Genomic DNA, 20,193 nt, shown 5'->3' on the forward strand with positions numbered 1-20,193 from the left:
TGGCTCCGTTGGTCGCCACCGCGGGCGGTCTGGTTTCGAGGAGTACAGATGTCTACTGAGTTGCGCCGCCTGCGTGCACTAGCCGCCGTCAGCGTTCTCAGCGTGGGCGCGTTGACCGCGTGCGGTGCGCCCACGGATCCTGAAGAGCCCGTGGCTTCGGAGTCGGATGCCTCGGCTCCCGCTGAGCCCGAAGAGGAGATGGTGAGCGGCCCCGAGTGCCTTATCGGCGATTGGTACATCGCCGAAGACCAAATGCAGGGCTTCTACAGCGCCGTCAGCGGCACCACCGAGGGACTCAACATCAGCGTGGAGGGCGGAACGGGGCTCTCGTTCACCGACACGACCTACACCTACACTCCTGACTTCACGATCCTTCTGGAGGTCGCTGGCAGCGAAGGCGTTGGCTCGATCACTGGCGCTATAAGCGGCGACTACGACGCCACCGAAAGCGTCATCACGACTTCTCACGAAGAGAGCGATATCGCCGTGTCGGTCTCCGTAGGAGGCGTGAGCGTTGATGGCACCGATCTCACGCAGGGCTTCATCAACAGCGCCCCGATCAACTCCGCGCCCTACGAATGCGGCACCGATGGCCCGATCATCCAATTCGCTACGGGCGACGACAGCCCGACCGTGGCCATGCAGCTGACTCCCGCCAGCTAAGCTCGACAACCCTGAGCCGTTTGCGGCTCTCCCAAGCAAACGCTGGGGTGCTGCTCGGTGCGGCCCCAGCGTTTTTCTTTGCCTCGGCGACGTGGGTAGCGGCGGCGGCGGCGGTGGCTGCGGTTGCGGCGGTTGCGGCGGTTGCGGCGGCGCAGCTCTAGCCGAAGCCGTTGCCAAGGTCGCGACTACTGCTTACAGGCCTGAGTAGGAGTGAAGTCCCTTGAAGAAGAGATTCACGATCGTGAAGTTGAAGACGATCGCGAGGAAGCCGACAATGGCGAGCCACGCTGAACGCGAGCCGCGCCAGCCGCGGGTTGCCCGGGCGTGGATGTAACCGGCGTAGAGGGTCCAGATGATGAAGGTCCAGACCTCCTTGGTGTCCCAGCCCCAGTAGCGACCCCACGCACGCTCAGCCCAGACAGCGCCGGCGATGAGAGTGAAGGTCCACATGACAAAGCCAACAACCGTGAGGCGGTACGCCAAGGTTTCGAGGCGGTCAGCAGGGGGCAAGGTGTCGAGGAAGCGCAGCTTGAGCGCCTTGCCCGCTTCTCGGCGTGCCTGCATGAGCTGCACGATCGAGAGGCTGGCGGCGAGGGCGAAGAACCCCGTGCTGAGACTGGCGACGAACACGTGGATAACCAGCCAGGCCGACTGCAGCGCAGGCGGCAGGGGTACGACATCCACGTAGAAGCTGGAGGTGCCAACGCCCAAGGCGATCAGCACGAAGCCCGTGATGAACGAACCGAGGAAGCGCAGGTCTTGCCAGAACTGAACGATGAGAAAGACACCGACGATAAGCGCGGTGGCGGTGAGCGTGAACTCGAACATGTTGGCCCACGGCACGCGGTTTGCGGCAACGCCGCGGAAGATGACCGCACCGACGTGCAGCACCCAGGCGAGCACCGTCATCGCCATCGCGAGCTTGAGTGTCTTGGGCGAGTGCGCAACGGTCGTCGACTCGGATGCCCCCGCGGCCGTCAGGGTGTCGGTGCCGCCCACACTGGAGCCGTTCACCATCACGCTGGCCTGCTGGGCGGATGCCGAAGTAAGACCGGTCGCACGCGCTGCGGAAGCGTCGCTCGACTCTGCCGAACGGCGCGCCAAGTCGATAGCAAACATCACGAAGGCAAGGGTGTAGATCGCCATCGCTGAATAGACCGCAATCAGCGAATACGACACGAAGGTCTCAGTCACGAATCCACCCTAACCCCGAGTTGCTGGGAATGTTTCTCGGCAAAGTCTGTGACCGCAGCTTCGAGGTTGGGGTCATCGCCGCGAGCCAGTGCGGCGTACTCGATTGTTGTGGTTCCCGAAGCGTCGGTGCGGGCTGAAACCCACATGCGGCGACGCGGTACAAAGAGGCTGGTGATGAGACCCGCGAATAGCAAGACGGAGGACAAGAGCACGGGCAGTTGCGAGGGGTCGTGGTGAACATCGAGCGACACGAAGCGCGGGATGCTCGTCAACTCGACACTGCCGAGGTCGTTGGGCAACTCGAGCCGATCGCCGGGAGTCAACTGCAGTGTTTCTGCCTCGGAGGTACGCCCCGCTATTTGCTCGAGGGAGTCGGTGTTGAGCGCATAGGCGTTGGAGCCTTGGCCGTTGTCGAGGCCGAGGTCGCCTTCGTACACCTCCAACGTGAGCACGGGTGAGATGAGGTCGGGATAGACAGACGCGAGTGCTCCCGAGCTGAGGGTGCCGGTGGTCGGGTAGAGAAAACCGAGCATTCCGATTTGCTGGTCGAGACCATCCGGAATTTTAATGACGCACGTGCTGCCGAGGTTGGCATCGAACGGAAGGCACGGCGTTGGCTGCGACCAGATGACCTTCTCATCGGCGTCACGCACGGTGAGCACGGGCGCGTAGCCGTTACCGAGGAGGTACAGGTTTGTTCCGCTGAGGCTGAGCGGCTCATTGACCTTAATCTGCGACTGCTGCGGTTCTTCGCCACGCACGGTGGTCGTGACGTTGGCCGTGAAGTCGATCGCTTGACCGATCGCCTGGCGGTTGTTCTGCTCGTACACGGGCTCGAACGAGTCCAGCGCGACGGTGTACGGATCGAGCGCCTCATCAGTGAAGAAGCGGCCCGGGTTGAACGAGTCGTAGCTGGCGAGCGAATTGCTAAAGGCGTTTCCCTCGACAACAACGCGCTGGCCGGTGTAACCGAAGCCACCACCGATTCCGACCGTGACCAGAACGCCTACGAGCGCGGCGTGGAACACGAGGTTTCCGGTTTCGCGCAGGTAGCCGCGTTCGGCGCTGACCGAGTCACCGTAGAGCTCGGTGCGGTAGCGCTGCGAGCGCAGCAGACGGCGGGCGGAGGCAATGGTCGTGTCGACATCCGCTTCGGTGGTGCGCGTCGTGAAGCCCTGCAGGCGCGAGAGTCGAGCGGGGGTCTTGGGTGGGCTGGCACGCAGAGCATCGAAGTGGTGCTTGGTGCGCGGCAGCACACAGCCGATCAACGAGATGAAGAGCAACAGGTAGATCGAGGAGAACCACACCGAGGTGTAGGTGTTGAAAACTTGGAAGAAATCGAGGACCGCGGCGGTATCGGGGTAGTTGGTGCGGTACGCGATAACACCGTTGGGGTCTGACGTCACCTGCGGAACGAGCGAGCCGGGGATCGCCGCGACGGCCAGCAGCAACAGCAAGAACAGCGCGGTACGCATGCTCGTGAGCTGACGCCAGAAGAACCGCGCGTAGCCCGCGAGAGTCAGTCGCGGTTGCTGAACTTTGCTCTGCGGCGCGGGTGCCGGAGCATCCATGTGGTCGCTCGGACGCGTTGCATCGCCCTCAGCCAGCGAGTTATCCGAGGCCGAGTCGCCGTTCGTTGGATCAGAGGAGTGTGTCGAAGCCACCGATTACCGCTCCCAAACTTGTCACTATTGCACGCCACACGCCGGTGACCATGAGGAGACCGATCAGCACGAGCAGTGCTCCACCAATCAGGTTAATAAGACGAATGTGGCGGCGCATCCACGCCACCGATCCGGTCGCCCAATTGAGGCCAAGGGCCACCAAGAGGAACGGGATGCCGAGACCGAGACTGTAGGCAACGCCGACGATAGCGGCCCGGCCGGGGTCGCCACCGTCCAAGACCATGCTGCCGACAGCGATGAGAGTGGGGCCAACGCACGGAGTCCAGCCGAGGGCGAAGACAACGCCCAGCAGGGGTGCGCCAGCGAGGCCGGTTGCGACCTTGAACTTCGGCTTGATCGTGCGCTGCGCAAAAGTGACCTGCCCGATGAACACGACACCCATCACGATCACGAGAGCACCAGCGATGCGGGTGATCAGGTCAAGCCAGGGCCGCAGCAGAAGACCGGCCGTGCCGAACAGCACGGTGAACGCCACGAACACCACGGTGAAGCCCAGAATGAACAGGCCGACACCAAGAACAAGGCGCTTGGTGCTGCCCTTCTCCTCCGCGCTCGTGAACCCACCAATGTAGCCGAGGTAACCCGGAACGAGGGGAAGAACGCAGGGCGACGCGAACGAGACGAGGCCCGCGAGTAAAGCGATCGGAATCGCGATAAGAAGGTTGCCGCCGAGAATGAGCTCGCCGACGGGATTAGACACTTACTGTTCCTCGGCGATGACAGAGTCGATCATCGCTGCGAGGATGCTCGGATCACGCACGAGGCCGCTGATGCGAGCGGCGACGCGACCCTCGCGGTCCACCACGAGGGTGGTCGGCACCGCGTTGGGAGGTACGGAGCCTGCAAACGCGAGCTGCACGCCTGCGGTCGTGGCATCCACGACCGAGGCGTAGGGCACGCCGAACTCTTCGGCGAAAGTGAGAGAGGTCTGCGCGGTGTCTAAGACGTTGACGCCCAAGAACGGAACCTCGGTGTACTCCTCACTGAGCTGAGCGAGATCGGGAGCTTCGAGGCGGCAGGGTGGGCAGCTGGAGTACCAAAAATTGACCACGTACACCGAGCCAGCGAAGTCGCTGCTGGAGACCGTATCGCCGGTGTCGAGAGTGGCGTCGTACGTGATGGGTTCGTCGCGGTCGTCGGCGGGGATCTCCACGGTCGAGCCGTCGCCCGAAATGTAGCCCTCCTCCGAACCGTTCTGGTATTGCTCGGCAAGGGACTCGTTCGCGCTAGAACACGAGACCGTCGTGAGTGCGGCGAACGCCACAACAACGGCGATGAGACGGCGGTTCACACTGCTCCTAGATCGATGGATGCTGCGAGCAATTCTCCCGCAGGTTCCTGATAGTCAACCTCTACGAAATGGTCGCCCTCGCGAGCGAGCGTCGTGATGCTCGACAGCGTGCAGCGACGGTTGCGGGGGTCGTGCGCCAAGCGCATCTTTTTGACGGATCGTGCGACCATCACGATGGGCAACTGGTGGCTGACCATGACCACTTCGCCGCCCTCGGCAGCCGACCACGCGTCATCGATAGCGGCGAGCATGCGCGCTTCGATGCTCACGTAAGCCTCGCCCCAACTGGGCTTGAGCGGGTTCACGAGGTGCGGCCAGGCCCGTGGCTGCGTGAGAACCTTCGGAAATTGCAGGCGACCGCCCTCGAACCAGTTAGCCGGCTCGATGATGCGTTCTTCGGTCGCGATGGGCAGCCCGTAGCGTTCCGACCAGGGTTGCGCCGACTCTTGCGCGCGCTGCAGAGGGCTCGCGTAGAGCGCCGCAGGAGGCCGATCGGCAAAGCTTGCGGCGGCGACATCCGCCATCTGGTGACCGAGTTCGCTGAGGTGATACCCGGGAAGCCGGCCATAGAGAATGCGGTCTGGATTGTGCACTTCACCATGGCGGACGAGATGGATGAGGTCTGCTGGCACGGTATTCAGTCTACGTTGGCAGGCCTGCCGCACTTTCTCGCGCGTTATCCCTTGTAAACTCGGGGCCGTGACTACACGCACCCTTATTAAGAACTTGGCCGCCGCTAACGATGGAGAGACCTCCGTTTCGGGTTGGGTCGACACTGTTCGAGATCAAAAGAAGGTGCAGTTCGTCGTACTGCGCGACGAGTCGGGTGCGGTGCAGCTTGTTCACCCCCGCTCGTTCAACGAAGACGGTACCCCGGCCGAGGATCCCCTCGCCGAGATCATCTCGGGGCTCGCGCAGGGCACCTTCCTCACCGCAAGTGGAGAGTTGAAGCACGACGAGCGTGTGAAGCTCGGCGGCGTTGAGATCAAGCTTGCCGCTATCGAGATCGCCGCTGAGGCCATCCCCGAGACGCCGATTGCCGAAGACACCAGCGTCGACAAGCGCATGGACTGGCGCTTCCTCGACCTCCGCGTGCCGCGCAACAACCTGATCTTCCGCATCCAGACCACGCTCGAGCACGCTTGGCGCACCTACTGGGTCGAGAACGACTTCATCGAGGTTCACACCCCCAAGCTCATGGCCAGCGCGAGCGAATCGAAGGCTGAGCTGTTCGAGGTCGACTACTTCGACACCAAGGCTTACTTGGCGCAGAGCCCCCAGTTCTTCAAGCAGATGGCACAGTCCGCTGGCTTCGGCAAGATCTTCGAGATCGCCCCCAGCTTCCGTGCCGATCCCAGCTTCACCTCGCGTCACGCCACCGAGTTCACGATGGTTGACAGCGAGATCAGCTGGATCTCCAGCCACGAAGACGTCATGAACTTGCACGAAGAGCTCATGGTTGCCGGCTTCCAGGCTGTCAAGGACAAGCACGGCGACGAGATCGAGAAGCTGTTCGGCATCGAGATGACGGTGCCGACGCGCCCGTTCCCCCGTATTCCGCTGGCTGAGGCTAAGCAAATCGTCAGCGACCGGGGCTACACCGTGCCGCGCGCCGACGCCGACATGGACCCGGAGGGTGAGCGCCAGATCGCCGCCTACGTGAAAGAAACTTTCGATCACGACTTCGTATTCTTGACCGACTACGCCGCCAGCATCCGTCCGTTCTACCACATGCGTCACGCGGATGATGCAGGCCTCACGAACAGCTACGACCTCGTGTTCAACGGCGTCGAGATCTCTACTGGCGCCCAGCGCGAGCACCGCGTTGACGTGTTGGAGGCGCAGATTCGCGACAAGGGCATGGACCCGGAGGAGCTCGACTTTTACCTCGACTTCTTCCGCTACGGCGTACCGCCGCACGGTGGATTCGGAATGGGCCTCGGTCGCGTGCTGATGCTGCTTCTGGGACTACCGAACCTGCGCGAAGCGACGTACCTGTTCCGCGGACCAACCCGCCTCACTCCGTAGCCGCCCTGTGGGGCTCGCGAGGGCCTCACAGTTCGACACACCGAACCCATAGCCAGCGCATAGCTCACTAAGGCAGGATGACGTCATGTCAAAGAAAATTGATGCTGCACTCAAGGATCTCAAGAAGGCGCTCAACAAGCACGCCGAGGTAGTGGGCAGTTCTGCTGTCTCGCTCAAGAAGGCACAGCGAGCAAGTGCGAAAGTGGCTGCGGCCGCAACCGCTTACGCCGAGGTTGTGCACTCCAAGAGCGGCATGGGAAACCCATTCGACGACATGCTCCAGCCGGGTCTCGACAGCGGAACGCTCGCGTCGCTAGCCGCTGAGCGGGACTCGATCAAGAATCACATGACCGGCCCGATCAGCGTCAGCAAGTAGTTTCTAGAATTCGAAGTCGACGCACACGCGGTCGCGAGTGTGCGCTCCCACGATCGCCGCTGGACCGTCGTGCAGCGGATGCGTTCCGTACGCAACGAGCGCTTCAGGCGACGTGTGCTCAGAGATGAGTACGACGTCCCAGTTCTTCTCAACGTTGCCGGCATCGTGACGCACGATTAGGCTCTCGAGACCCGCGATCTGACCGGCTAGGGGTTCAAGAGCAGCGGCGATGGCATCCACAGCAGCCTTCTGGCCCTCGGGGTCTTCAGCGATGAGCTTCCACATAACAACGTGACGGATCATTCAGTTTCCTCCAGTAATGCGGCGCTCAAGCGCTGCGATTCGACACGCCAGATGGTGTGTACGCGGTCGTCGATAAGCACCACAGGAATCTCGTCCCAATACTGGGCGTGAAGAGCTTCGTCATCCAAAATCGATTGCTCAATAAGCTCGACCGAGCACTCTGCGGGCAGATCCGCGATGACAGCATTAATCGTTTCGCGGGCGTCATCGCAGAGATGACAACCCGGTTTTCCAATTAATGTGAGACGTTTCGTGGGCACGGTCTTAGAATAATGCGAATGCACGAGGTAACGGCGCCCCCATCGAGCCATAACGCGGTTGTGGCTTTCTTTGACGTGGACAACACGCTGATGCGCGGCGCGAGTGCCTATTACCTCAGCAAGGAAGCGTGGCGACGAGGGATCGTGGGCTGGCGAGACATCGCGCGCTTCGCCTGGCACCAGTTCCGCTTCGTGGCGGTCGGCGAAAACCACAAGCACATGATGAACGCCCGCGAGCGCGCTCTTGAAATTGTGGGCGGCCACTCGATGCAGACGCTCATTGAGCTTGCCGAGACAATCTACGAGCGCGACATTCTGCCGAACCTGTGGCCAGAAACTGTCGATCTGGCCAAGGAGCACCTCGCGAAGGGCCACGAAGTGTGGCTCATCACCGCAACACCTCAGTTCGTTGCACAAGTAATTGCCGAGCGCCTAGGCCTCACCGGCGCGCTGGGAACGCGCGTGCGCGCCGAAGACGGCGTTCTCACGGGAGAACTCGAGGGCCACGTGCTTCATGGCCCCGAAAAAGCCACCGTTGCCACAGAGCTCGCTGAGCGCGTGGGAGCCGACCTGGCAGAGTGCTGGGCTTATTCAGACTCCAGCAACGACATCCCGCTACTGAGCGCCGTCGGCAATCGTGTTGCCGTGAATGCGGATGTCAAGCTCACCCACCATGCACAAACGATGGGGTGGCAAATCATGCCCCTCAACCGCGCCGGCCTCAAAGAGGCGCGCAAACGCGTGAAGCGGCAAGCCAAGAGCGTTCGAAAAAGCTCCCGTTAACCTCAAACACCCGATCGCTCAGATGAACGCTCGGGTGTTCGAGTTGTGACCGTCTAGAAAGACGGTCACCTAGTCATTGGGACTAGTTACTTCTTGTTGCGACGCTGGTGGCGAGTCTTACGAAGCAGCTTGCGGTGCTTCTTCTTTGCCATACGCTTGCGACGCTTTTTGATGACTGAACCCATAGGAACCTCACTGATTTCTGAACGAACCGACCCGGTCCGATTCAGAACCGCGGAAAGACATACCGGAAGAGTTTACCGCACCGGGCGGGTTTTAAAGTCTCGGTGAACTGGGAACCAACCCAGAGCGAACGTTTGCCGCTAACCGACCTCAGAAATTGGGGGTGCAACAGCAGTTGCCACAGCCGATTCCGGGATGCGGAACGAGCGACCGAAGCGAACGGCAGGCAGCTCACCGGAGTGAACGAGTCGATACACGGTCATGTTCGAAACACGCATCATGTCCGCCACCTCAGCGACGGTGAGAAAGCGCATCTCAGAAAGATCCCGCGACATCGGACCAGCCCCTTTGGTTTGGCTACCGCGCGATTTTCACCAACTGCGCAGCGCCCTCAATAACTAAACGACGCACCCAGCATGTGACTGGAGTGCTAATCGGTAAGAATAGAGGCTGGTGTGACTCGCTGTCCACCCCTAATAACGCCTACGCGGCGCGCCTGAGGGCTAATCCTTGCCGAAGATGCGAAAGCGCACGTTGCTTGGAAGCTGCTTAGCGGCCTCTGTGACATCGTGCAGCGCGGAGCGAGCCTGGTGCGTGCGCTCAGCAACACGACGACCGAAGTTGTCTCCGACATCCGCCCCCGACCAGGCAGCGAACGCGCCGGTCGATTCGCGAAGCTCGTCGTCGAAGTCGTCGTGGAAGTCCGCGCTCAAGAACGGGATCAACCAGTCTTCGACCTCTTCTAGAGGAGACGAGTCGAGGCGGTAATAGCGGTGTTGGCCGTCTTCACGCACCGACACCAACCCATGGTCGCGCAGCACCTTCAGGTGCTTGGATACGGTCGGTTGGCTCAAATCGAGCTTCTCGACAATCTCACTTACGCTGAGCTCGCCACTCGGAGATTCCGAGGCGATGTACTGCTCAAGCAGTACCGTCAAAAGGCTACGCCGGGTTGAATCGGCTACTACGTCAAAGATGTCGGCCATGAGAGACAGGGTACCGGGGCTTGCTGAGGAGTACCATTGCCTCCTGTGCGTGGGGAGATAATTAGATGAGTTCTTGGGCACCCATGCGTGCGCACCCGCGTGAACGCAGCCTTCTTGCTCGCATTCGCGATGTGATCGATCGATTCGCCGCTGCCACTCCCGCGCGTTTCGCGATCGCCATCTTCTCCGCACTCGTTGTCGTTCTGACCACGCTGCTCGTACTTCCTATCTCTGCTCGCGACGGTCAAGCCACTCCCCTAGTCGACGCTTTGTTCACCGCCGTCTCCGCGATTTGTGTCACCGGCCTTACGACCGTCGACATGGCAACCCACTGGTCCGCCTTCGGAAATACAGCGATCCTGATCGGCCTGCAGGTGGGCGGTATCGGCGTCCTCACCCTCGCGAGCATGCTGGGCCTTGTGGTCTCACGCCGGCTCGGCTTGCGCCAGCGCCTCATCGCCGCCAGCGACACCAACCCCTCGCGCATCCACGTCGGCCCCGTCTCCGAGTCTCAAGCCATTCGCCTCGGTGAAATCGGCGGACTGCTCGCGACCGTCGCCATCAGCGCTCTCGCGATCGAGTTCGTTCTCGCCCTCGTGATCATCCCCCGCTTGCTGGTCGAAGGGTTCGACGTGTGGCCCGCCATCTGGCAGGGCTTCTACTTCGCAGCATCCGCCTTCACCAACACCGGCTTCGTTCCGGCAGCAAGCGGCATGGAAGCATTCGCCCAAGACCCGTGGATGCTCGGCGCGATCGGAACTGGCGTGTTTCTCGGTAGCCTCGGCTTTCCGGTGATCTTTGCGGTAGTTCGTAACCTCAAGGACGGCGCGCGTCTCTCGGTTCACGCTCGCCTCACCCTCTTCACCACGGTGCTACTGATCTTCATCGGAGCGCTGGCCGTGCTGGTGCTCGAGTGGAACAACACCAACACCATCGGTGGGCAGAGTCTGATTTCGAGACCATTGACATCCACCTTCCTGTCGACCATGACACGCTCGGGTGGCTTCTCGACCATCGATATCGACCAGCTCAACGGGTCGACTCTGCTCGTTTTCGACATGCTGATGTTTGTCGGTGGCGGCTCTGCCTCCACGGCGGGCGGCATCAAAGTCACAACCCTGGCCGTGCTGTTCTTGGCCGCGCTGGCTGAAGCGCGCGGCGACAATGACATGCACGCCTTCGAGCGCCGCATCCCGACCGACGTGCTTCGCTTGGCCGTCAGCGTGACGCTGTGGGGAGCGACGATTGTCGCCATCTCGACGATCGCTCTTCTGCAGATCACGAAAGAACCGCTCGACAGGGTGCTCTTTGACGTCATATCGGCCTTTGCCACCTGTGGGCTCTCTACCGGGCTCACCGAGTCGCTGCCCGATAGCGGCAAGTACATCCTCGCCGCCACAATGTGGGCCGGGCGAGTGGGAACAGTTACGCTGGCGGCAGCCCTTGCGGCCAGTCAGCGCCGTCAATTGTTCACAAGAGCAGAAGAGAGGCCCATCGTTGGTTGACAAGATTCCGCATAATGCGCCGGTCCTAGTGATCGGACTCGGCCGCTTCGGAGCGGCAACCGCCGGTCAACTTCAGCGCCTCGACCGCGAAGTTCTCGCCGTCGATGCCGACCTCAGCCTCGTGCAGAAGTGGTCGGAGCGCGTCACTCACGCCGTGCAGACCGACGCCCGCAGCCTGGATGCTCTTCAGCAGATCGGTGCGCAAGACTTCTCGATCGCAGTGGTCGCGGTCGGCTCCTCGATCGAAGCAAGCGTGCTCATCACCGCGAACCTCGTTGACCTCAAGATTCCCCAGATCTGGGCCAAGGCCATCAGCCGCTCGCACGGCAAGATCTTGAACCGCATCGGCGCCAACCACGTGATTTACCCCGAAGCCGAAGCCGGCGAGCGCGTAGCTCACTTGGTGTCGGGCCGGATGATCGACTTCATCGAGTTCGATGATGACTTCGCCATCGTGAAGATGTATCCCCCGAAGCCCATCCGCGGCCTGCCGTTGAGTGAGTCACAAGTGCGCCGTAAGTACGGCATCACTGTGGTCGGCGTGAAGTCTCCGGGCAAGGAGTTCACCTACGCGACACCCGAGACCGTGATCTCCAACCACGACCTCGTGATCGTCAGCGGCAATTCTGAAGACATCGAAAAGTTTGCAACTCTCGCAACGTAGCCCCGTTCGTGGACTGATCGGCGGCCGCCCGCTACCTGTATCTTGATTCCGTGAGCAAAAAACGGGCGACTCCGGGGTCGCAGACTTCGCTCCGCGAAGCTAACCGCGCTCGCATCATCGACGCGGTGAAGCACCATGGTGGCCTCACGCAGATCGAACTGGCCGGTGTCACAGGGCTCTCCCCCGCCACCGTCTCCAACATCGTGAAAGAGCTCGTCACGGCGGGAGTGCTCGCCACGACCATGAGCACGCGCAGCGGTCGACGCGCCCACCAAGTCACTCTCGCTCGTGCGCTCGGCCTTGTGGTTGGCGTGCATTTCTCCGAGCGCCACATGCGAGTAGCGCTGTCGGATGTCGCCCACACGGTTGTCGCCGAGCATCACATGCCGCTCGCGAAAGACCACCGCGCCGACAACGAACTCAACCGCGCTGCCCAGCTCATCACCGACATGCTCGAGTCTGTCGAGGCCACCCACGATGAGATTTTGGCGGTGGGACTCGCGATGCCTGCTCCCATGGACGCCGCGACGGGAATCATTTCGCGCACGGGAATCATGCGCGGCTGGGACGGTGTTCCGGTCGCGGAATCTCTCGGCATCCGCCTGAACAGCCCCGTATACGTCGACAACAACGCGAATCTCGGCGCGCTGGCCGAGTTCCGCTCGGGCGCCCTGCGCGGCAAACCCAACTCGCTTTACGTGAGCATCGACGACGGTATCGGTGCCGGTCTCATCCTCAACGGCGCAGTGTTCCGAGGCCATCACGGTGCAGCCGGTGAATTTGGGCACATGGTGCTCGATGAAGACGGCGCTCTGTGCCGCTGCGGCAACCGCGGGTGCCTCGAAACCCTCGCCGGCGGTCAAGCCATCGTTGAGTCGGTGCGCACGGGCCGTCGCGGTCTCAAGCTGCACGATGTCGTGGTGCGGGCAATCGCCGGGGATAGCGCGTGCATCCGGGCCATCGCCGATGCGGGACGCCACCTCGGCATCGCCGCCGGCAACCTCAGCAATGTCTTCGACCCCGAACGCATTGCGGTCGGCGGCGAACTCTCGCAGGCGGGCGAGCTTCTACTCGGCCCCATGCGCCACGCGATGGAACGCTCGGTGATCGTGGGTTCGGGGCAAGCCGCCGACCTCGTTCAGAGCCAACTCGGGCCGCGCAGCGAACTGCTGGGGTCGATTGCGTTTGCCATTGACCAGCTCTCCATCGGATCCGGAGCCACTCTCTCGGCGGATACCTCGGACTCGGACGACTCATGATCCGCACCCGTTCGCGCTTACTACGCGTCATTGCCTCTGCCGTGCTCGTGATGCTCGCCCTGAGCGGCTGCGGGCTCGTGGTGCCGAACACTGGCTCAGATGGGTCGCGCACGATTGCCCTGCTGCTGCCCGAATCGAAGACGGCGCGCTACGAGGCGTACGATCGCCCGTTCTTTGAGGCGAAGGTGGCCGAACTGTGCCCGGAGTGCGACGTGATTTATGCCAACGCCGACCAAGACCCGGCCAAGCAACAGCAGCAGGCCGAATCAGCTTTTGCTCAAGGTATTAGCGTGCTCGTGCTCGACCCCGTCGACTCCTCGGCAGCAGTGACAATCGTGGCCACCGCTCAGTCGTACAAGGTTCCCGTGATCTCGTACGACCGCCTGATCGGCAGCCCCGAGCTTGCCTTTTGGGTGTCCTTCGATAATGAAAAGGTCGGCGCGCTGCAGGCCAAAGCCCTCGTCGAACGCCTCGCCGACCAGGGCCTGTCGTCGGGCAACATCGTGATGATCAACGGCTCCCCCACCGACAACAACTCACGACTTTTCAAGCGCGGCGCACACAACGTGATCGATGGCAGCGCCTTCACCGTCGTCGCCGAGTTCGACACCCCCGACTGGAGCCCTGACAAAGCCCAAGAGTGGATGGCGAGCCAAGTCACGCAGTACGGCGACAGCGTGGTGGGGGTCTACGCCGCCAACGACGCCATGGCCGGCGGAGCGATCGCCGCGCTCAAAGCGGGCGGAGTGACCCCGCTGCCTCCCGTCACGGGTCAGGATGCCGAACTCACCGCGATTCAGCGCATCGTGAGCGGCGACCAGTACATGACTATCTACAAGGACTTCAAGCGTGAGGCCGAGATTGCGGCCACCCACGCGGTTGCTCTACTCAACGGCGAACAGCTGATCGGGCAGAGCCCCGAGACCAACGGCATCCCGACTACGTTGCTGACGCCCGTGATCGTGACAATCGACAACATCATGGAGACCGTCGTTGCCGACGGCTTCTACACGGTCGAGCAAATTTGCACGGCGGAGTATGCCGCTGCGTGTGCGGCGGCGGGGATTCAATAATGATCCACGGCAGCGCCGCTCAACACTCGCCCGCACGCCCACACCCACACCCACACCCACACATGAACTCAAGGAAGAGAGCATCTTATGACCGAGGTCACCCCGGCCAGTTCAGACGATGAACCGATCCTGTCGCTGCGCGGAATCAGCAAGCAATTCGGTGCCATCAACGCCCTGAACGATGTGTCGCTCGACATCTACCCCGGCGAGGTTGTTGCGATCGTGGGCGACAACGGTGCGGGAAAGTCGACACTCGTGAAGGTGCTGGCGGGCGTGCATCCGGCCAGCTCGGGAACGATTACGTACCGCGGCGACGACGTGTCGCTCGCGAACCCCACCGACGCCCGCGACCTCGGTATCGCCACGGTATTTCAAGACTTAGCTCTCTGCGACAACCTCGACGTTGTCTCCAACCTGTTCTTGGGGCGCGAGTTGGGCCGCAGTGCTCTCGATGAAGTTGAGATGGAACAGCAGACCTGGGCGCTGCTCCGTCAGTTGTCCGCCAAGATTCCATCGGTGCGCACTCCGGTCGCGGGCCTCTCGGGCGGGCAGCGGCAAACCGTTGCCATTGCGCGCTCGCTCATCGGCAATCCGTCGATTGTGGTGTTGGATGAGCCCACCGCCGCCCTCGGCGTAGCGCAGACTGCCGAGGTGCTGAACCTTATTGAGCACCTCCGCGAGCGCGGTCACGGCGTGGTTCTCGTGAGCCACAACATGGCGGATGTGCAGGCCGTCGCCGACCGGGTGGTCGTGCTGCGGCTCGGTCGCAACAATGGCGACTTCGCGGTTGCCGATGTCACCTACGAAGACATCATCGCGGCGATCACGGGCGCCACCGACAACGCTGTGAGTCGCCGAGATGGGATGACCGGAGCAACCTTTACGCGCGCGAAGGAGGGACTCAGCTCATGAGCGCTTCAGAGAATCGGCCGACGACCAACAGCACGCCCGCTGTGGATCTCCCACCCGCCTCAGGCATTGCGGAATCGTGGGCAGCATTTCGCTCGCGGGTGCGCGGTGGCGACCTCGGAGCTATTCCCGTCGTGGTCGGCCTCGCCCTCATCTGGACGATCTTCCAGATTCTGAACCCAACCTTCTTGTCGAGCGCTAACCTCGTGAACCTCGCGATGCAGTCAGCCGCCTTGGGCACGATCGCCCTCGGCGTCGTGCTCGTTCTCCTGCTCGCCCAGATCGACCTCTCGGTGGGCTCACTCTCCGGCCTCGCCGCCGCGATTCTCGCCGTCACCTTCACCCAACTGGGCTGGCCCCTCATCGCTGCCATCGCCGCGGCGCTAGCCGCTGGCGCGATCTTCGGATGGTTTTATGGCTTCTTACTGACGCGCTTCGGCGTTCCGAGTTTCGTCATCACTCTCGCGGGCCTTCTCGGCGTTCTCGGCCTGCAGCTCTGGGTACTGGGCAAGCTCGGCTCGATCAACATCCCGTTCGACTCGTGGATCGTGCAATTCGCCCAGCTCATGTTCTTGCCCGCCTGGCTCTCGTACGTGCTCGCCGGCGTCGCGACGCTCGCCTATGTGGTAGCCCACCTCTCCCTCGCGAACCGTCGCAGCCGCGCGGGGCTGTTGCCCGAGTCTCGAACCGCGATTCTGCTCCGCGGCGTCCTGATGATCGTCGCCTTGCTCTTCGGGGCCTGGTATCTCAATACCGACCGCGGCATCGGGCTCATGTTCTTGCTCTTCATCGTGCTCGTGATCGCGATGGACTTCGCGCTCAAGCGCACGCGCTGGGGGCGCTCCATCTACGCGGTCGGCGGCAACGTCGAAGCAGCCCGGCGTGCCGGCATCCGGGTCGATCGGGTCTACATTTCGGTCTTCATGGTCAGCGCGACGCTCGCCGCACTCGGTGGCATCTTGGCGGCATCACGCTTGGCTGCCGCCAACCAGAGCAGTGGTGGTGGCGACACGAACCTCACCGCCATTGCGGCAGCCGTCATCGGCGGGGCCAGCCTGTTCGGCGGTCGCGGAAGTGCGTGGTCGGCCCTGCTCGGAATCGTCGTCATTCAATCGATCTCAAGCGGCCTCACGCTACTCAGCCTCGACTCCTCGGTGCGCTACATGGTCACGGGAGCAGTGCTGCTGCTCGCCGTGATCATCGACTCGATGTCACGACGCTCGCGCGCGCTGCACGGTCGCTTCTAAACGCACCCGTGCCCGCTCGCGGCCGCGGTCGCGGTCGCGGTCGCCTCTAGCCGTAGTTGCGCTAGCCCGCAGCGAGCTCCTTGGCGCGAGCCAGAGCCGCAGCGGTAGCACGGTCAAAGATCGCCTTGAGGTCGGCGGCCTGCAACTGCTCCACGGCGCGCTCGGTTGTTCCCTTGGGGCTCGTAACCTGCTTACGCAGTTGCGCCGGAGAGCTGTCGGATGACGCCAGCAGAGCAAGAGAACCCTCGAACGTTCCCGCCACCAGGGTGAGGGCCTGCTCGGGCGTGAACCCCATGTCTTCGGCGGTGCGAGCAAACTCTTCGAGAATCAAGAACACGTAGGCGGGGCCGGATCCCGAGATGGTGCTGAGCGCATCAATCTGAGATTCGGGAGTTTCGATGACAGTGCCGACTGTCTCGAACACGGCGCGGCCAATCGCGAGGTCGTCTTCGGTGGCGCGCGATCCGGCACTCACCCCCGTCACGGCCTTTCCGACGATGGCGGGAGTGTTGGGCATAGCCCGCAACACGACGTTGTCGACGATGGCTTCCATCCGCGCCGTCGTGACACCAGCGGCAACGCTGATGACAATCGCATCGGGTTCCAAGAACGGCTTGAGGTCGACGAGAGTGTCGGGAATCATCGCGGGCTTCACGCCCAGCATGACGACCTTGGCGCCCTTCACTGCGCGAGCATTGCCATCCGCAGTATTCTCCAAGGCAAATGATTCGACACCGTCAGAGCGCACCGCGGCAGCCTTCGCTTCCGTGCGGTTTGTGACGCGGATGCCCCCGCTCACGGTCACTGAAGGGTCAAGTAAACCCGACAGGATGGCACCTCCCATTGATCCGGCGCCGACGATTGCAATACTCGGAAGGGAAGTAGTCACGTGAACATCCTAGGATTGATCGCATGAGCGCGTCAGGCGGAACTAAAGCAATCCTCGCGGCGATGGCGGCGAACGCCGGAATCGCCGTGACCAAATTCATTGCCTTCTTGATTTCGGGGTCGAGTTCCATGCTCGCGGAGAGCGTGCACTCCGTTGCAGACACAAGCAATCAGGCCCTCCTGCTGCTCGGTGGCAAGCAAGCGAAGAAGCATGCGGATGCCGAGCATCCGTTCGGTTACGGCCGCGAGCGCTACGTCTACGCGTTTGTCGTGTCGATCATCCTGTTCTCGGTCGGTGGCGTGTTCTCGCTGTACGAGGGCATTCACAAGCTGCAAGATCCCCACCCGCTTGAGCAAGCCTGGCTGCCCATCACCGTGCTGCTCATCGCGATTGTGCTTGAGGGCTTCTCGCTGCGCACTGCCGTCAAGGAATCGAACCTCGTGCGCGGCAAGCAGGGCTGGATCGCGTTTGTGCGCCACGCCAAAGCACCCGAGCTTCCCGTAGTGCTGCTTGAAGACGTCGCAGCTGAAATCGGTCTCGTACTCGCCCTCTTCGGCGTCGGCCTCACGGTCATCACGGGCGACTCGACCTGGGATGCCATCGGCACGATCGCCATCGGTATTCTGCTGATCATCGTCGCGATCATTCTGGGCATCGAGACCAAGAGTTTGCTCGTGGGTGAAGGCGCCACGGTGAAGCAGCGCAACACCATCCGCGACGCCATCAACGCGCACCCCGACGTTCGCTCGCTCATCCACATGAAGACGCTCTACCTGGGCCCCGAAGAGCTCATGGTCGCCGCCAAAGTCGACTTCGGCGCTCAGACCCGACTGGTGGATGTTGCGGCCAGCATCGATAGCGTGGAGAAAGAGATCCGCGAAGCCGAGCCCATGGCGCGCGTTATCTACATCGAACCTGACGTCTACCGTCGCCCACCCGAAGCCGCTCCGCCCACGGACTCCATCGTCATCGTGGGCAACGACTAAGAAAGATCACTTCATGGAAACCCTCGACCTCGTTCGTTCCCTGCTGCTCATTACCCACATCCTCGGACTCTCGCTGATTCTGGGATCGTTCTTCTTGCAGCTGCGTCGCAAGAAGAGCTTCGAATTCGGCACCATGCTGATCGGTGCGGTTACGCAGCTTGTCACCGGACTCGCCCTCGTTGGTGTTCTTCAGATGGGCGATGGTGATGTCAACAACGCCAAGATCGGTGTCAAGACGGCGTTTGCCGTTCTCGTGCTCATCGCTGTGTTGGTCGCCCGCGCGCGGCAAGCCAAGGCTCTCGCCAGCGGCGGCAATGAGAAGGCGGCGCTACCGTTCCTGCACCTTGCGGGCATGGGCGCGCTCATCAACGTGTTCGTTGCGGTGCTCTGGCACTAGGCCCGCTCGCTCAACAATTACGGCGAGCTAATTCCCCGCGTTACGGCAGTCGCGGGAGTCGCTCCATCACGCAGGCGTTAGCGTCGGGCTTCGAAAAAGTCCGTCAACAGCGCAGCGCATTCAGCCTCTTGGATGCCCGCCACAACTTCGACCTTGTGCGGAAGCCGGCGGTCACGCAGCAAATCATTAACGCTGCCTGATGCGCCGGCTTTTTCGTCCCACGCGCCAAACACCACGCGCGGGATGCGGGCCTGCAGAATCGCGCCAGCACACATCGTGCACGGCTCCAGAGTGACCACGAGAGTCATCTCGTCGAGACGCCACGAACCGGTGGCCGCGGCAGCTGCCCGGATTGCCACGACCTCGGCGTGCGCCGTGGGGTCGCCCGTGAGCTCCCGCTCATTGCGCCCGATGGAGACGAGATTGTCGTTCTGATCAAAGACCAGAGCAGCAACCGGAACGTCGGCAGAATCGGCCGTGAGCGTGGCCTCAGCGATGGCCCGCGTCATCCAATGATCGAACTTTGTCACGATCGGTTCTCCAAGTGGTCCGTACCTCAAGTAGATTTAGCCTATGCGAGTTCACGTTGCCGACCACCCGCTCATCACGCACAAGCTCACCGTGCTGCGCGACAAGAACACCGCCGCCCCCACTTTTCGGGCGCTAACGGAAGAGCTCGTCACGCTTTTGGCGTACGAAGCCACCCGTTCGGTGCGCGTTGAAGAGGTCGACATTGAGACCCCCGTCACGGCGACTAAGGGTGTGGCGATCAGCTCGCCCAAGCCGCTCGTCGTGCCGATTCTTCGTGCCGGGCTCGGAATGCTCGAAGGAATGGTCAAGCTCGTTCCCACCGCCGAAGTTGGATTCTTGGGCATGGTGCGCAACGAAGAGACTCTGCAGCCTGACACCTACGCCGAGCGTCTGCCCGACGACCTCTCGAACCGCCAGTGCTTCGTACTCGACCCCATGCTCGCTACCGGTGGCTCGCTCATCGCGGCTATTCAGTACCTGCTTGACCGCGGTGCTACCGACGTCACGGCTGTCTGCATCCTCGGCGCCCCTGAAGGCCTTGCTGCGCTCGAGAAGGCCATGGGCGACCAAGACGTCACGATCGTGCTCGGAGCACTTGATGAGCGCCTCAACGAGAACGGCTACATCGTGCCCGGTCTCGGCGACGCCGGCGACCGCCTGTACGGCCTCGTCTAGCCGCACATTTTTCGCGCGCGTAACTTGACAGACGCGCGCTGCATGAAACATAGTTGCAGTCATGACCGTACACACTCGCGACCTGACCGCCCCCGTGGCTTCCAGGACCGCTGGCGCACTGCTTTCGAGCACCGTGCCGGCAAGCGCGATGCTGTGTTGTCGAATGTGTGCCTAGTAGGCCAACCTTGAGCCGGGCGTTTTCACCAGAATGAACGCCCCCAGATTTTCGTCCTCATAACGGCGACTCTCTGACTTGACACACCTGTTTTATTTCGAAGGATCACACCCTCATCATCAGAGGCCCTT

Annotated in this window: 25 protein-coding genes; 13 read left to right on the plus strand and 12 right to left on the minus strand. The window is 62.1% G+C overall.

Annotated features, from left to right (window positions below):
- Positions 1 to 48 precede the first annotated feature (48 nt).
- The gene (locus tag ACWTV3_RS12155) at positions 49 to 663 is read left to right on the plus strand and encodes a hypothetical protein (RefSeq protein ID WP_498478469.1); all 615 of its coding nucleotides are present in this window, start codon (positions 49 to 51) and stop codon (positions 661 to 663) included.
- A 192-nt stretch (positions 664 to 855) separates the two neighbouring features.
- On the opposite strand, the gene ccsB is transcribed toward ACWTV3_RS12155, so the two are convergent.
- The 5 genes from ccsB to ACWTV3_RS12180 all read right to left on the minus strand — a co-directional run bounded on the left by ccsB (position 856) and on the right by ACWTV3_RS12180 (position 5,465).
- Positions 856 to 1,857, minus strand: coding sequence for a c-type cytochrome biogenesis protein CcsB (gene ccsB / locus ACWTV3_RS12160; RefSeq protein WP_498478470.1), 1,002 nt, complete (start codon positions 1,855 to 1,857; stop codon positions 856 to 858).
- The gene (resB, locus tag ACWTV3_RS12165; protein WP_498478550.1) at positions 1,854 to 3,428 is read right to left on the minus strand and encodes a cytochrome c biogenesis protein ResB; all 1,575 of its coding nucleotides are present in this window, start codon (positions 3,426 to 3,428) and stop codon (positions 1,854 to 1,856) included. Before resB ends, ccsB begins: the two co-directional genes overlap by 4 nt.
- Positions 3,429 to 3,498: 70 nt before the next feature.
- Positions 3,499 to 4,242: a cytochrome c biogenesis CcdA family protein gene (locus tag ACWTV3_RS12170; protein ID WP_498478471.1), complete on the minus strand. Its 744-nt coding sequence runs from the start codon at positions 4,240 to 4,242 to the stop codon at positions 3,499 to 3,501.
- Positions 4,243 to 4,833, minus strand: a complete 591-nt coding sequence (locus tag ACWTV3_RS12175; protein ID WP_498478472.1) for a TlpA family protein disulfide reductase — start codon at positions 4,831 to 4,833, stop codon at positions 4,243 to 4,245.
- Positions 4,830 to 5,465: a histidine phosphatase family protein gene (locus tag ACWTV3_RS12180; protein WP_498478473.1), complete on the minus strand. Its 636-nt coding sequence runs from the start codon at positions 5,463 to 5,465 to the stop codon at positions 4,830 to 4,832. Before ACWTV3_RS12180 ends, ACWTV3_RS12175 begins: the two co-directional genes overlap by 4 nt.
- A 67-nt stretch (positions 5,466 to 5,532) precedes the next feature.
- Here ACWTV3_RS12180 and aspS point away from each other — a divergent pair, with 67 nt between their 5' ends.
- Both aspS and ACWTV3_RS12190 read left to right on the plus strand, forming a co-directional pair.
- On the plus strand, positions 5,533 to 6,861 hold the full coding sequence (gene aspS, locus ACWTV3_RS12185; RefSeq protein WP_498478474.1) for an aspartate--tRNA(Asn) ligase: 1,329 nt from the start codon (positions 5,533 to 5,535) through the stop codon (positions 6,859 to 6,861).
- Between the two features lie 85 nt (positions 6,862 to 6,946).
- Entirely contained in the window at positions 6,947 to 7,237 is a 291-nt protein-coding gene (locus ACWTV3_RS12190) for a hypothetical protein (RefSeq protein WP_341620682.1), read from the plus strand.
- 3 nt (positions 7,238 to 7,240) lie between these two features.
- Here the strand turns inward: ACWTV3_RS12190 and ACWTV3_RS12195 are convergent, their stop codons facing one another.
- On the minus strand, positions 7,241 to 7,540 hold the full coding sequence (locus tag ACWTV3_RS12195) for a Dabb family protein (RefSeq protein WP_498478475.1): 300 nt from the start codon (positions 7,538 to 7,540) through the stop codon (positions 7,241 to 7,243).
- Positions 7,537 to 7,800: a glutaredoxin family protein gene (locus ACWTV3_RS12200; protein ID WP_498478476.1), complete on the minus strand. Its 264-nt coding sequence runs from the start codon at positions 7,798 to 7,800 to the stop codon at positions 7,537 to 7,539. Before ACWTV3_RS12200 ends, ACWTV3_RS12195 begins: the two co-directional genes overlap by 4 nt.
- A gap of 18 nt (positions 7,801 to 7,818) precedes the next feature.
- Between ACWTV3_RS12200 and ACWTV3_RS12205 the strand changes: the two genes are divergently transcribed.
- The gene (locus ACWTV3_RS12205) at positions 7,819 to 8,583 is read left to right on the plus strand and encodes an HAD family hydrolase (RefSeq protein ID WP_498478477.1); all 765 of its coding nucleotides are present in this window, start codon (positions 7,819 to 7,821) and stop codon (positions 8,581 to 8,583) included.
- Between the two features lie 86 nt (positions 8,584 to 8,669).
- On the opposite strand, the gene ACWTV3_RS12210 is transcribed toward ACWTV3_RS12205, so the two are convergent.
- The 3 genes from ACWTV3_RS12210 to ACWTV3_RS12220 all read right to left on the minus strand — a co-directional run bounded on the left by ACWTV3_RS12210 (position 8,670) and on the right by ACWTV3_RS12220 (position 9,752).
- Positions 8,670 to 8,768, minus strand: a complete 99-nt coding sequence (locus tag ACWTV3_RS12210; RefSeq protein ID WP_003792170.1) for a 30S ribosomal protein bS22 — start codon at positions 8,766 to 8,768, stop codon at positions 8,670 to 8,672.
- A gap of 138 nt (positions 8,769 to 8,906) precedes the next feature.
- Positions 8,907 to 9,101, minus strand: coding sequence for a helix-turn-helix domain-containing protein (locus ACWTV3_RS12215; RefSeq protein ID WP_100389376.1), 195 nt, complete (start codon positions 9,099 to 9,101; stop codon positions 8,907 to 8,909).
- A gap of 168 nt (positions 9,102 to 9,269) precedes the next feature.
- The gene (locus ACWTV3_RS12220; RefSeq protein ID WP_498478478.1) at positions 9,270 to 9,752 is read right to left on the minus strand and encodes an ArsR/SmtB family transcription factor; all 483 of its coding nucleotides are present in this window, start codon (positions 9,750 to 9,752) and stop codon (positions 9,270 to 9,272) included.
- A gap of 65 nt (positions 9,753 to 9,817) precedes the next feature.
- Here ACWTV3_RS12220 and ACWTV3_RS12225 point away from each other — a divergent pair, with 65 nt between their 5' ends.
- The 6 genes from ACWTV3_RS12225 to ACWTV3_RS12250 all read left to right on the plus strand — a co-directional run bounded on the left by ACWTV3_RS12225 (position 9,818) and on the right by ACWTV3_RS12250 (position 16,409).
- Entirely contained in the window at positions 9,818 to 11,257 is a 1,440-nt protein-coding gene (locus tag ACWTV3_RS12225) for a TrkH family potassium uptake protein (RefSeq protein ID WP_498478479.1), read from the plus strand.
- Positions 11,250 to 11,921 carry a potassium channel family protein gene (locus ACWTV3_RS12230; protein WP_100389373.1) on the plus strand — a complete coding sequence of 224 codons (672 nt, stop codon included), beginning with the start codon at positions 11,250 to 11,252 and terminating at the stop codon, positions 11,919 to 11,921. Before ACWTV3_RS12225 ends, ACWTV3_RS12230 begins: the two co-directional genes overlap by 8 nt.
- Positions 11,922 to 11,971: 50 nt before the next feature.
- A complete protein-coding gene (locus ACWTV3_RS12235; protein WP_498478480.1) occupies positions 11,972 to 13,180 on the plus strand; it encodes an ROK family transcriptional regulator in 1,209 nt (402 codons plus the stop codon).
- Positions 13,177 to 14,253, plus strand: a complete 1,077-nt coding sequence (locus ACWTV3_RS12240) for an ABC transporter substrate-binding protein (protein ID WP_498478481.1) — start codon at positions 13,177 to 13,179, stop codon at positions 14,251 to 14,253. The genes ACWTV3_RS12235 and ACWTV3_RS12240 overlap by 4 nt, the downstream gene beginning before the upstream one ends.
- An 87-nt stretch (positions 14,254 to 14,340) precedes the next feature.
- Positions 14,341 to 15,165, plus strand: coding sequence for an ATP-binding cassette domain-containing protein (locus tag ACWTV3_RS12245; RefSeq protein WP_498478482.1), 825 nt, complete (start codon positions 14,341 to 14,343; stop codon positions 15,163 to 15,165).
- The gene (locus ACWTV3_RS12250; RefSeq protein WP_498478483.1) at positions 15,162 to 16,409 is read left to right on the plus strand and encodes a sugar ABC transporter permease; all 1,248 of its coding nucleotides are present in this window, start codon (positions 15,162 to 15,164) and stop codon (positions 16,407 to 16,409) included. The genes ACWTV3_RS12245 and ACWTV3_RS12250 overlap by 4 nt, the downstream gene beginning before the upstream one ends.
- 61 nt (positions 16,410 to 16,470) lie before the next feature.
- Here the strand turns inward: ACWTV3_RS12250 and proC are convergent, their stop codons facing one another.
- Positions 16,471 to 17,298, minus strand: a complete 828-nt coding sequence (proC, locus tag ACWTV3_RS12255; RefSeq protein ID WP_498478484.1) for a pyrroline-5-carboxylate reductase — start codon at positions 17,296 to 17,298, stop codon at positions 16,471 to 16,473.
- Positions 17,299 to 17,321: 23 nt separating this feature from the next.
- Here proC and ACWTV3_RS12260 point away from each other — a divergent pair, with 23 nt between their 5' ends.
- Positions 17,322 to 18,284 carry a cation diffusion facilitator family transporter gene (locus ACWTV3_RS12260; RefSeq protein ID WP_498478485.1) on the plus strand — a complete coding sequence of 321 codons (963 nt, stop codon included), beginning with the start codon at positions 17,322 to 17,324 and terminating at the stop codon, positions 18,282 to 18,284.
- Between the two features lie 13 nt (positions 18,285 to 18,297).
- The gene (locus ACWTV3_RS12265; protein WP_498478486.1) at positions 18,298 to 18,681 is read left to right on the plus strand and encodes a hypothetical protein; all 384 of its coding nucleotides are present in this window, start codon (positions 18,298 to 18,300) and stop codon (positions 18,679 to 18,681) included.
- A 77-nt stretch (positions 18,682 to 18,758) separates the two neighbouring features.
- Here ACWTV3_RS12265 and ACWTV3_RS12270 read toward each other — a convergent pair whose 3' ends face one another.
- Positions 18,759 to 19,190 carry a nucleoside deaminase gene (locus ACWTV3_RS12270; protein WP_498478551.1) on the minus strand — a complete coding sequence of 144 codons (432 nt, stop codon included), beginning with the start codon at positions 19,188 to 19,190 and terminating at the stop codon, positions 18,759 to 18,761.
- Positions 19,191 to 19,254: 64 nt separating this feature from the next.
- On the opposite strand from ACWTV3_RS12270, the gene upp reads away from it, so the two are divergent.
- Complete coding sequence (gene upp, locus ACWTV3_RS12275) at positions 19,255 to 19,887, plus strand: uracil phosphoribosyltransferase (protein WP_100389364.1); 633 nt, start codon at positions 19,255 to 19,257, stop codon at positions 19,885 to 19,887.
- The last annotated feature ends 306 nt before the right edge of the window (positions 19,888 to 20,193 follow it).

Source organism: Salinibacterium sp. AL4.1 (assembly GCF_059767305.1).